At 66.6% G+C, this 12,148-nt stretch carries 9 protein-coding genes and 2 pseudogenes; 9 read left to right on the forward strand and 2 right to left on the reverse strand.

The window, feature by feature from the left end:
• Positions 1 to 101: 101 nt before the first annotated feature.
• Positions 102 to 1,435: pseudogene (locus CNO20_RS14840) on the forward strand (RNA-guided endonuclease InsQ/TnpB family protein).
• A gap of 45 nt (positions 1,436 to 1,480) precedes the next feature.
• On the opposite strand, the gene CNO20_RS14845 reads toward CNO20_RS14840, so the two are convergent.
• Positions 1,481 to 2,461 carry a phytoene/squalene synthase family protein gene (locus tag CNO20_RS14845; RefSeq protein WP_101296914.1) on the reverse strand — a complete coding sequence of 327 codons (981 nt, stop codon included), beginning with the start codon at positions 2,459 to 2,461 and terminating at the stop codon, positions 1,481 to 1,483.
• Positions 2,462 to 2,720: 259 nt separating this feature from the next.
• Entirely contained in the window at positions 2,721 to 3,485 is a 765-nt protein-coding gene (locus CNO20_RS14850; protein ID WP_143423233.1) for a DICT sensory domain-containing protein, read from the reverse strand.
• A 37-nt stretch (positions 3,486 to 3,522) separates the two neighbouring features.
• On the opposite strand from CNO20_RS14850, the gene CNO20_RS23870 reads away from it, so the two are divergent.
• The 8 genes and pseudogenes from CNO20_RS23870 to CNO20_RS14890 form a co-directional block, all read left to right on the forward strand.
• Entirely contained in the window at positions 3,523 to 4,275 is a 753-nt protein-coding gene (locus CNO20_RS23870; protein WP_101296916.1) for a helix-turn-helix domain-containing protein, read from the forward strand.
• 138 nt (positions 4,276 to 4,413) lie between these two features.
• Positions 4,414 to 4,812, forward strand: coding sequence for a hypothetical protein (locus CNO20_RS14860; RefSeq protein WP_101296917.1), 399 nt, complete (start codon positions 4,414 to 4,416; stop codon positions 4,810 to 4,812).
• A 79-nt stretch (positions 4,813 to 4,891) separates the two neighbouring features.
• A complete protein-coding gene (locus CNO20_RS14865) occupies positions 4,892 to 5,641 on the forward strand; it encodes a helix-turn-helix domain-containing protein (protein WP_101296918.1) in 750 nt (249 codons plus the stop codon).
• An 81-nt stretch (positions 5,642 to 5,722) separates the two neighbouring features.
• Entirely contained in the window at positions 5,723 to 8,035 is a 2,313-nt protein-coding gene (locus CNO20_RS14870; RefSeq protein WP_101296919.1) for a heavy metal translocating P-type ATPase, read from the forward strand.
• Between the two features lie 181 nt (positions 8,036 to 8,216).
• Entirely contained in the window at positions 8,217 to 8,384 is a 168-nt protein-coding gene (locus CNO20_RS14875) for a DUF1931 domain-containing protein (RefSeq protein WP_101296920.1), read from the forward strand.
• A 367-nt stretch (positions 8,385 to 8,751) separates the two neighbouring features.
• Positions 8,752 to 10,338 (forward strand): glycosyltransferase family 39 protein, encoded by a 1,587-nt coding sequence (locus CNO20_RS14880; RefSeq protein ID WP_101296921.1) that lies wholly within the window; start codon positions 8,752 to 8,754, stop codon positions 10,336 to 10,338.
• A 428-nt stretch (positions 10,339 to 10,766) separates the two neighbouring features.
• A complete protein-coding gene (locus CNO20_RS14885) occupies positions 10,767 to 11,972 on the forward strand; it encodes an MFS transporter (RefSeq protein ID WP_101296922.1) in 1,206 nt (401 codons plus the stop codon).
• An 18-nt stretch (positions 11,973 to 11,990) separates the two neighbouring features.
• Positions 11,991 to 12,140, forward strand: a pseudogene (locus CNO20_RS14890) (heme-binding protein); the annotation flags it as partial.
• Between the last annotated feature and the right edge of the window lie 8 nt (positions 12,141 to 12,148).

The following is a 12,148-nucleotide window of genomic DNA, read 5'->3' on the forward strand; positions in this document are numbered from 1 at the left end:
GTCGCAACCGCCGACGATGGCAGGGCCGGATATTCCACGTCTCTGTTCACTTTCACTCCGCATAGGTCGGTGTTAAGTACAGTCAGTGACATAGGTTACGCATGGCGAATCAGGTCGTCACGCGCACCTACCGCGCCCGCATCTGCAACTATTCGCAGGTGCGTGACGGCCTCGATTCGCTTGGATTCGCCGTCCTCAGAAATCTTCGATTTCTGATGGGCTGCACGAGAGCGAAGCTCTCGTGAACGCCAGCAAGCTCTGGAACGTTGGCCGATGGACAGCCCAACGTGTCTGGGACGCTTGCGGTCAGATTCCCGACGCGAACGCGCTCATGGCGTACCTTAAGAACCACGAACGCTACGCCGACCTCCATTCACAGTCGAGTCAGCGAGTTCTCCAAGAACTCGGTGAGGCGTTCACCAGTTGGTACGAAAAGCGCGGAAACGGGGACAAGAATGCGAATCCGCCCGGCTATCGCAAACACAACGACGATCACCCGCGTTCGACGGTCACGTTCAAACAAGCGGGCTTTAAGCATGACACAGCGAACAACCGCGTTCGCCTTTCGAAAGGGCGAAACCTCAAAGACGGCTGGAGCGATTTCGTCCTCTGCGAGTACGACGTTATCGGCCCGGTCGGTCGAACCATCGAAAACGTCCAACAAGTTCGTGCGGTGTACGAACACGGCGTTTGGCGGTTGCACTTCGTCTGCCGCGTCGAAGTCGCCGTTGCCGACCCACCGGGCGACAGTGTGGCTGGCATCGACCTCGGCATTTGCAACTTCGCCACCGTCTCCTACGGTGACGAAGCCATGTTATACCCCGGCGGGGCGCTCAAAGAGGATGAATATTACTTCGCCAAGAAACGCGCGGAGACGGATGATTCGGCCTCACGCGAAGCCCGCCGTCTCGACCACAAGCGGACCGACCGTCGGACGCACTTCTTGCACACGCTGTCGAAGGATATCGTTGCCGAGTGTGTGGAGCGTGGTGTCGGGACGATTGTCGTGGGCGACCTCACTGGTATCCGCGAGGATGAGAACGGCGACGCGCACAACTGGGGCGACCACGGCAATCTCGACCTCCACGGGTGGGCGTTTGACCGCTTCACACAGATGCTCTCATATAAAGCCGAAGCCGAGGGTATCGAAGTCGTCACGACATACGAGCGGGATACGTCGAAAACGTGTTCTGCGTGCGGTCGGTCGGCCAAGCATCAGCGCGTCGAACGCGGGTTGTATGTCTGCGAGTGCGGGTTCGTCGGGAACGCTGACTGCAACGGTGCGGAAAACATCAGACGAAAGGTACTCCCAAATCTCGCCTGCGATGGGGGAGATAGGGATAACGGCTGGTTGGCACAGCCAGCGGTTCGCCTGTTCGACCGTAGTGAGGGTGTTTTCGCCCCGCGAGACCAGGTCACGGACCGCGAACCATAATATCCCAACTCGAGGGAATCCCACGACTAAAGTCGTGGGAGGATGTCAAGTTCTGACCTCAGAGTGGTCGTTCGACCCGTTGTAAGCGTGTGCCTCGCGATGGTCGCGCTCCGAGGGGTGCGTGAGCGTCGGTGCCGAGTTGACCCGGTAGAACACCGTACTCGGGTCCTTCGTCCTGAACCAGCGCCAGCGCGTCTCCGCGAACAAGCGGATTTTTCGGGCGGTCCCCAGCGTCGGCTCGTTCGTCAGCACGTCGAAATCGTGCCCGCGGATGAGTCGGTGGTGGTCGACGTAGAGCACGGCGGCGAGCAGCACGGCGAACTGGCAATCCTCGGGGAGATATTCGATGCCGGCGATCCCCTCGCGGTAGCGGTGCTCCGTCCGCTCGAGCTCCTCATCGATCAGCCGAGCGAAGCCGTCGCTCATCGAGAGTTCCTCGATCTGCTCGTAGGACACGCCGTGCTTTCTGAGCGCGCGTTCGGGGAGGTAGATCCGGTCGCGCTCGACCACGTCCTCGCGGACGTCGCGCAGGAAGTTCGTCAGCTGGAACGCCTCGCCCAGCGCCGCGGCGTGGGGCAGCGCCCGCTCCGGGTCGTCCGGCCGCATGATCGCGGTCATCATGCGCCCGACGGCGACCGACGAGCCCCGCATGTACTCCTTCAACTCCGCGTGCGTGGCGTACCGATCCTTCGTGATGTCGGTCGCCATGGCGTCGACGAACGCGTCGACGTCGGCGTCGGCGACGCCGTACTCCTCGCGGACCTCTCGAAACGCCGACAGCACCGGGTGGTCGGTTTCGACCTCGCCGAGCGCCGCCGCCCGTAGCCGTTCGAGCTGTTCGCGCTGGCGTCCCGGCGGCGCTCGATCCGCTCCGTCGACGATCTCGTCCGCCAGCCGGAAGAACGCGTAGAGCACGTACGTCGGCCACCGCACCCGCTTCGGGAGCACGCGGGTCGCCAGGTGAAACGTCCGTCCGGTGCGTCGCTGTATCGCCTTGCTCGCGGCGATCTGATTTTCGTCTACCATTCTGGTTCTCCTGGTCCGAGATCCGAGAGAGGGTGCGGTCGCCGCCCGCCCCTCCGAGGCGTTTCGGACGTGACGATCCTCGAATCGTCGCCGCCGGTCGAAGGTGCGGCGTCCCCGTTTCGTCGGCGCTCGCCCCGCGGGCTACGACTGATCACTCGCGTTGAACGGAGACGTTCCGCGACGTTCAACCCTGGCGCGAACTATGACCGTCTTTAAGTACTGGGCGGAGACAGCCCCGGACCGACGAGCGACCGCCGGCTCAGCCGTAGGTCGCCGTCGTGTATTCGATCACGCCGTCGACCGCCGCCGGATCGAACGTCCAGAAACCCCGCCAGTCGTTCGACGCCTCCTCTCGGGCGAGCAACGCGGCTTTCTCGTCGTCGTCCCCGTCGCCGTCGAACGCGACCATCCAGGTCGACGCGATCTCGCCGCTATCTACGCCCACGACGGTGAGTTCGTCGGCGTTCTCGAGCCTCTCGTCCGGGACGCCGTACACGTACACGTCGACGCCGGCTCTCGCGAGGAGATTGTAGTAAGCGAGCGTCGGAAGGTCGTTCGCGAGGCGGGAGAGGCGCTGGAAGGAGGCGTGCAGCGCGCCGGCTCCGACCCGGTGTACCCGGCGCTCGATGTGTCGGGAGGCGACGAGCAGCCGACGCCTGTCGTGGGACGCGAACGTCCCGCCGCTGAGGGACGCCAGCAGGTCGGACGGCAGCGGTTCGGCGGGATCGACGTTGCGGAGGACCTCGGCGGTGGTTCGGACCGCCCTCCGAAGCGCGGTGACGCGCGCCTCGAGTAGCGGGTCGCCGTCGACCGCGACGACCGCGGTCCCGTCCGGTTTGTCGGCCGTTCGCTTCCGGGAAACGTCGTTCGAATCGACGTCGAAATACGAGGCGATGTCGGCGACCGCCGCTTCGGGGCCGCCGTAATTGTACACGCACAGCTTCGCGTCCGCGGTCGGCATCGCGTCGATCATCGCTTCGAACGACATCGGTGGTGTGAGGTGCGCGACGGTAGGGCGTCGCACGTTTTTAACCCTCGCGGGAGATACCGTACACGGGACTTTGAAACCGACGACGAATAGTTCGGGGCTTTATGCGCGCATCGCCGTTTGCCCGGGGCGGGAGTGCCCCGTTCGGCGACTCTCCGAGGACGGGCGCGTCCGCGACTTTCGGCCCGGTCGGAGCGACGGACACCCGCCGCAGATTGCGGTCGAACCGCCGAACGGAGGCGGGGGGGACCCGCTCGCCGACTACCCCGTCGAGGAGATCGCGTGGGTCGGAGGCCACGCGGTCTGTCGCCTCCCGACGGTGGGGCCCGTTTCGGCGTTCGAGACCGCGGACGCAATCGTCGCGGACCAGGGGGTCGACGGTCGGCTCCCACCGCCCTGCGAGAACTACGGCGGGGGCGGGTGTCTGGCCTACGGCTTCTCGTTTCTCCCCGTCGAACCATACCGGTTCCACTGGCGCGGCGGGTGGCTCCAGCTCCACTTCGCGGTGAGCGAGTACTCGGCGCTCCAGCGGACGATCGAGCGACTGAACGACGCGGGGTTCGACCTCGACCTCCGTCAGATCATTCGCAGCGAGCGCGCCCGCGAGCTGCAGGCGGACGCCGAGTCGACGACCGCCGTGGTCGACCTCTTGACCCTGACCGAGCGGCAGCGGGAGGTCGCCGAGACGGCGATCGAGATGGGGTACTTCGAGCCCGACGGCGCGGACGCCGAGACGATCGCCGCGAAGCTCGACGTCTCGCGGTCGACGCTCTCGCGGCACCTCCGCATCGTCATCCGAAAGATCCTCTCTCAGCTCTTCCCTTGATAAAAAGACTCACTATTTGGCGATAGGGTTAGACGGTGCACCAGCGTTCTTCCGCTGTGACTGTACGCACTGTGTCGAACGGTACGAGCAGTCGGGGACCGTCGCTCGAACGCGTTCGACGAGGGGGTGGAGGCGGGCATGTCCGCTGAGGACGACTTGACGGAGGCCGAAAGGGAGGCGCTCCACGACCTCCAGCTGGCGCTCGAACACGTCCACCGCGGATACGGCGCGCTCCTCGAGTATCACCATCAGATAGGACGCGGGATGGACAAACTGGACGCCGCCGAATCGAAGCTTCGCGAGGCTGGTCACGGGGGGCTGGCCGACCGACTCCGGGACAAGCACCTCCCCTCGGGCGCGATTGACGACCGGTGGACGTACGAGCTCGTCGAGGAGTTCCGGCGGGGGTTCCTCGCGGACGTGACCGATTTCGAGAGCGAGGTCCGCGACCTGCTCGCCGACGGCGAGCGACACATCACCGAGCGGCGCCAACAGCGGCGGTGGCGGGAGCGGGCCGACGGGTGGGACGACGAGTGACTCGCGTCGTACCCGGCTGAGCGCGTCCGTTGACGGCGCGGGGCGACCAGTTTTATCGGTACGGACGCTACCGGGGCGTATGCGCGAACTCGTCTTCGCTCTCGATTACGAGCCCGGGTGCAACGCGGTGGCCGACACGCTCGCGGAGCACCCCGCCGCGCGAATCCGGTCACTCTCGCTCCACGCGACCGACGAGAGCCTGTGGCGCGTCGACCACGCCGCGGGTTCGCCGGACGCGCTGGCGGAGATCGAGGAAGCCTTCCTCACCGCCGACTACTACGCGGACTGCCTCACGACTGAGGACTGCGGGGCCGCCCAGACGACGCAGGTCCTCGAACACACGGACGAGACGCTCGTCCTCTACTCGTACTGGGAGCGCGCGCCGACCTGTTCGTCCGTTCCGCACGCCGCTCTCGACCATCTCGGCGACGGACTCCTCTTCGAGACGCGCCACGAGGAATGGCGCTACACGTGGCGGATCATCCATTCGGGCGACGGTGAGGTTCGAGCGTTCTTCGACACTCTGGCGGCCGCCGTCGGGGGCTGCGCCGGACTGGAGATCAGACGGTTGACGGACGCCTCGTCGCCGACGACCGACGCCGGCGGCGACGGCGATAGCCTGCCCCCGGATCAGGCGGAGGCGCTTCGGGCGGCCATCGAACACGGCTACTACGAGACGCCGCGGAACGTCGACGCCGGAGAACTCGCCGACCTGCTCGGCGTCCCGCGCTCCACCCTCACCTATCGACTGCGGAGGGCGGAAGCGTACGTCGCCGAGCGGTGGGTCGACCGGACGCGTTCGTCGGGGGGACCGCTGTCGCCGCTGTGACGGACGCGGCCGGAGTATTCCAAACGTCGGTTGGAATATTCCGATAAAGACGTATTCGATCCGTCGGCGTAGGGAGGTGCGATGACCGAGAACGCAGACGGAGCGGGGGCGAACGGGGACGGAAAGCGGGCGACCGCGTCCGCCCGACTCTCAGTTCCGGGGATGGATTGCCCCTCCTGCGCCGGGAAGGTCGACAAGAGCCTCCAGCGCGTCGACGGCGTCGTCGGGGCCGACCTTCGACCCACAACCGGCACGGCCACGGTGACATACGATCCCGACCGGGTGTCCAGAGCCGACGTGATCGCGGCGATCGAGGGTCCGGGCTACGAGGTCGTCGGCGACGCGACTGGCTCGGGGGAAGCGGACGCCGGCGCCGTCGGAGTCGCGCCGGCGTCGGAGGTGTGGACGAGTCCCCGCGGCGTCAAGACGTGGATCGGCGCGGTGTTCGTCGCGGTCGGGTTCCTCTTCGAGTTCCTCCTGCCGGCCCAGAACCTCACCGTCGCGACCGCTCTGGGGCGTCCGCTCTCGCTCGCCGACGTATCGTTCCTTGGCGCTGTCGCCGCCAGCGGGGTTCCGGTGGTGCGCAGCGGCTACTACTCGGCGCGGAACCGGAGCCTCGACATCGACCTGCTGATGGGTACGGCGATCGTCGCCGCCACCGGTATCGGGTATTTCGTCGAGGCCGCGACGCTAGCCGTGCTCTTCAGCCTCGCCGAACTCCTCGAGGGCTACGCGATGGACCGGGCGCGCGACTCGCTGCGCGAACTGATGGAGCTCTCGCCGGACGAGGCGACCGTCAGGCGAGACGGTGAAGAAGTGACCGTGCCGGTCGAGGATGTGAACGTGGGCGAGGTCGTGGTCGTTCGCCCCGGCGAGAAGATTCCGCTCGACGGGAGAGTCGTCGAAGGTGAGAGCGCCGTCGACGAGTCACCGATCACCGGCGAGAGCGTCCCAGTCGACAAGACCCCAGGTGACGAGGCGTACGCCGGCGCGATCAACGAGGAGGGCTACCTCGAGGTCGAGGTCACGTCGCTGGCGTCGGACTCGACGCTCGCGCGGATCATCGAGATGGTGCGAGGTGCCCAATCGAAGCGGACCGAGACCGAGCGGTTCGTCGACCGATTCGCGGGCTATTACACGCCGACCGTCGTCGTACTGGCGATTCTCACCGCTGTCGTACCGCCGTTCGCACTGGGCTGGCCGTGGCGGACGTGGTTCGTTCGCGGTCTCACCCTGCTGGTGATCGCTTGCCCGTGCGCGTTCGTCATCTCGACGCCCGTTTCCGTGGTGTCAGGCATCACCAGTGCCGCGAAGAACGGCGTCCTCATCAAGGGCGGCAACTACCTCGAAGCGATGGGCGAGGTCGACGCGGTGGCGATCGACAAGACCGGGACGCTCACGAAGGGCGAACTCGCCGTGACCGACGTCGTCCCGCTCGGCGATACGAACGAGACGGCCCTCCTGAGGTACACCGCCGGGTTGGAGCGGCGGAGCGAACATCCCATTGCCGACGCGATCATCGCCCGCGCCGATAGGGCGGGCGTCGTCGATATTCCGGAACCGGATACCTTCGAGAGCCTGACCGGCAAGGGGATTCGCGGCGAGATTGACGACGAGACGTATTACGCGGGGAAGCCCGCGCTGTTCGAGGAACTCGGGCTCGACCTGTCGCGTGCCTCCCGCGCACCCGACGGTGGCACCGTCCGGAACGGCGCAGTCGTGGAGACCGACGACAGCTGCGGCGACGAGACGCCAACCGCGCTGGAACGGGAGGGCAAGACGGTCGTTTTCGTCGGGACGCGGACAGAGCTACTGGGCGTAATCGCGATCGCCGACGAGGTACGCCCCGCTTCAAAGCGAGCCGTCGACCGCCTGCGCGAACTGGGAGTCAGCCGTATCGTGATGCTCACCGGTGACAACGAGGGGACGGCCCGCGCGATCGCCGATCGGGTCGGCGTCGATGCGTTCCGCGCCGGACTCCTCCCCGACGAGAAAGTCGAGGCCATCGAGTCGTTACGGTCGGAATACGGCGACGTGGCGATGGTCGGCGACGGGGTCAACGACGCGCCCGCGCTCGCGAGCGCAAGCGTCGGGATTGCGATGGGAGCGGCCGGAACGGACACCGCCCTCGAAACGGCGGACGTTGCCCTGATGGGAGACGATGTCGAAAAGCTCCCGTATCTGTACGCGCTCTCGAACAGGGCCAATAGCGTGATTCGGCAGAATATCTGGTCGAGCCTCGGCGTGAAGTTCTTGCTCGCGCTCGGCGTCCCGCTGGGACACGTGAGTGTTGCGCTCGCCGTCGTGGTCGGTGATATGGGGATGAGTCTCGGCGTGACGGGGAACGCGATGCGACTCTCGCGGCTGAAGCCGGACCGATTCTTTGGTCCGTGAGGTCCCGGGCGGCGTTTCTGACGCGACCTGACGCGTCCGGAATCACTTCGATGTTGATGGGGCCCCGATTTATTCCAGAACCTATCCCGTGATCTTATCGCACCATCGGCCCTCTCGAAGGGTGATACGGGATTTTAAGGCCAAACGTTTATCCGCGAGGTGGACGAACCAACGCCCTGCAATGGCTGACCTGATCGTCAAATCGGCCGTCAAAGAGGAGCTGAGCGGAAAGAACGTCTCGGGCGACTTCTACGACGCGCTCGATCAGGAGGTACAGACCCTCCTCGACCGGGCGAGCAAGCGCGCCGACGAAAACGGCAGAAAAACCGTCCAGCCCCGGGATCTGTAGCGCGTTCCGGCCGGTCGTCCACCGGTTCTTTTCGCGGAGCTCCGATTCGGTCGCCCAGCGATGGCACGAACACCCCGTCGACGCAGCCGCGCTCGCCGACGGACCGGGTTTCGCGGCGGTTTCGTCCGGCTACCGGCGGCTCAAACCGCTTGCTGCGCGTCGCTTCCGTCGCCAACGTAGCCGTACGAAGTCCGCAATACTCATATGGGTACTCAATATATCGCCAGTAACGGCAACCGCTGTCGGACGAGGCGTTCGCGAACGGCGCGTCCCCGAGCGTCTCTCCCGTCCGCGCCCTCCATCAGCCTCCGGGCGCGCATTCCGCTCACGCAGCGAACGCGACGGGCGCGCACCCCCACCGAGATAGATGAGCAGACGTAACCGCAACCACAGCACCCTCTCGTCGCACGTCGAACGGATCGTCGATCGGATCCTCGACGACGACCGCGTCTGGCTGGCTCCCGGGCTCGCGGTCGCCCTGGCGACCACCGCACTGTACTACCAGACCCACCCCTACCCCGCCTACGGCGCGGGGCTGTTTCTCTCGATCGCCGAGCAGATCCACGAAGGCGGGTACCTGCTGCCGACCCGCATCCCCGATTACACCCGCGGCGGTGTTCCATTCGCCTACCCGCCGCTGGCCTTCTATCTGATCGCCGCGCTCTTCGACCTCGGCGCGGATCCGATTGAGGTCGCCCGCGTCCTCCCCGGCGTCGTCACCGTGCTCACCGTCGCGCCGTTCTACGCGCTGTCGAGGGAACTCACGGGATCGGTCCGGAAGGCGAGCCTCTCGTCCGTCGCCTTCGCGACCGCGCCCGTCGTCCTCGAGTGGCACATCTCCGCGGGCGGGATCGTCCGTGCGCCGGCGTTCCTGCTGCTCGTCACAGGGCTGTACTGCGGGACGAAGCTGTTCCGGACGCGCCGGCGGCGGTGGCTCCTCCCCTCGGCGGGCCTCTTCGGGTTGACAGTCCTTTCGCACCCGACGTACGCGACGTTCTTCGGGCTGAGCTACCTGCTCCTGTTCGCGTTCGTCGACCGGTCCATCCGCGGGCTGACGAACGGGGCAATCGTCGCCCTCGGCGGCGTCGCGTTCGCGACCCCGTGGATCCTCCACGTGAGCCTCGCCCACGGGCCGGAGACGTTCCTCATGGCGGCGGGAACGCACGGCGGACTCAGCACCGACGTCGGGACCGCGGTGACCCGACTCGCGCGCCCGCGTATGTTCGATCATTTCACGGGACTCTGGACCGGCCTCGCGATCCTGGGGGGTCTGACCCTCGCGGCTCGGCGGCGACTCCTCGTCCCCGTCTGGTTCCTCTTCGCGCTGGCGGTCGCGAACGAACTCCGCTTCGCGTTCGTCCCCGGAGCGATGCTCGTCGGGGCGTTCGTCGGCGAACTGCTCGACGCGCGCGAACTTCCGCTCCCCCCGATCCGGTGGGCGTCGACGATCGCGGCGGTGGCGCTGGTCAGCGCGATGGTCGTCGCCGGCGGCGGTTTCGCGGCAGGACAGCCGGTCGACGGGGGAGCGTCGCTGCCGGCGTACGTCGGCGACGACGACGAGGACGCGATGACGTGGATCCGATCGGAGACGCCCGAGAACGCGACGTTCGTCGCGCTCGGAGACGGCGCCGAGTGGTTCCCGTACCTCACCAACCGGACGATGCTCGTCGGCCCGTGGGGCGTCGAGTGGACCACGCCCGAACAGTACCGCGAGCAACTGCGCCAGTACCGCCGCCTCTCGCACTGTCACTCCGCGCAGTGTCTCACGACCCGCCTCCAGCGGCAGGGAATCCGCCCCGACTACCTGTACGTTCCGACCGACTCCTACACCGTCCGCGGCCACCCGAAGGAGCAACCGGCGTCGATGCGGAACTCGCTTCTGCACTCCGATCGCTACCGGGTCGTCTACGAGGACGACGACGTGATGATCGTCCGCGTCGTCGGGGCGTCGTAGGCGATCGTTCGGCGGGCGCGGCGGGCGCAGTTTCGAGTCCCGCTCCGACCGGACGCCGGCCTCGACGGACGGTATCCGCGAAAGAGCGAGCTGACCTTGCGGAGGGAGCGAGCCGAGCGCACCGCGATCGTGCCGCACGCGCGGACCGGATCCCGCACCGCCGTCGTCGGCGTAAACTCGCATGAACGATCGTCCTGTTTCTGTCGCGCATTTTCAGCGATTCGTTCGCTTGCTAATATACAAGTAGATAGTCGGAAACATAACTCGTTTGATGGTAAGATCAGATATATCAAATCTTTTCATTTCATTTGTGTGTATAGTATATTTGCGAGCAGTCGGGGACACGGCGTCGAAGGCGCGGGAAATCGACGCCGACTCGATCGTCGCCGACTGGTCGAATTTTCGACGTTCGAGGAGGGTTCATCGGCATGAGTAGCGCGGACGGGTGGCCGTGGCCGTACCGGACCGAGGTCCTCGCGCTCTGCATGTCGGTCTACTTCGGCGTCCGTCTGAGCACCGCCGCCGTGAGCGCGCTCGGGCCGCAGATCGTCTCGACGCTCGGCGTCTCGTTCGGGCTGTTCGGGTTCGCCATTACGGGCGTGCGGAGCACGGCCGCGCTCGCACAGTTGCCGAGCGGAGCGCTCAGCGACTCGTACGGCGAACGGAAGGTGATACTCAGCGCGGTCGTCATCGCGAGCGGCGGGACCATCCTGCTGGCGCTCTCTCCGTCGTACGCCCTGTTCCTGTCCCTCGCGGTGCTGATCGGGGTCGGCGGCGGGCTCTACTACAGCCCGTCTACGACCCTGCTCGATCGGCTCTACGAGCGGACCGGGCGCGTGCTCGGCGTATTCCGGGTCGGCGGTCAGGGGGCGGGCGTCGCGGCGCCGCTTCTGGTCGCCGGCGTCGGCATCCGGCACGGCTGGCGGAGCGCGCTGCTCGTGGCCGGACTCCTCCTCGTCCCAATCGCCCTCGGGTTGTCGGTGTTCATGCGTCCGACGACGCCCGCCCCGGATCGAGCGGCGCTGCGCGAGCGACTCCGCCTGCGCCGACTCGGCGCGCTGCTCTCGCGGCCGCCGATCGCGGCGACGACGCTCCTCGCGAGCCTCGCCCAGTTCGTCGACGTCGCCGCCTTCGCGTTCCTGCCAACGGGGCTCCAGCGGTACCACGGCCTCTCGCCGACGCACGCGGCGGCCCTCTACGGGACGTATTTCGTCGTCGGGGCGCTGTTTCAGCCGGTGAGCGGGTGGCTGTCCGATCGGTTCGACCACCGCCTGACGATCGGCGGAACGCTCTTGGCCGGCATCGGGGGGCTGTGTCTGCTGACGGTCCACGTCTCGTCCGCCGCTCTCGTCGTCGCGGTGGGACTTGTCGGAGCGTCCCGGACGTGGGCCCCGCCGGTGCAGGCGCGGTTTCTCCATCACCTGCGGGCGGGTGAACGCGGCACCGGTTTCGGGCTGGTTCGAACGGTTTATCTCCTCGTCGGGGCTCTCGGCGCCACGAGCATTGGCACCGTCGCGTCGGCCTTCGGGTGGCAGCGCGCGTTCGCGGCGCTCGCCGGCGTTCTCTGCGTCTGCGTGCTGATTCTTCTGGCGATAACGGCGTATCCGTCGCCGGAACGCGGACGAACCGCCTGAGGGCGATCGTTCGCGCGGAAGGAGCGGACGTTGGCGGAAAAGTTGCGCGAGCGTGGAATCGAAGCCGACGGACGGCCGTTCCTGATGTGGTACGACGATCCGTGGACGCCGCCGTTCCTCCGGCGAAACGAGGTCGCCGTCGAAATCGAACCGACGACGACGGGATAGCGTCGGTA

The organism is Halegenticoccus soli (assembly GCF_002844195.1).
Lineage (GTDB): Archaea > Halobacteriota > Halobacteria > Halobacteriales > Haloferacaceae > Halegenticoccus > Halegenticoccus soli.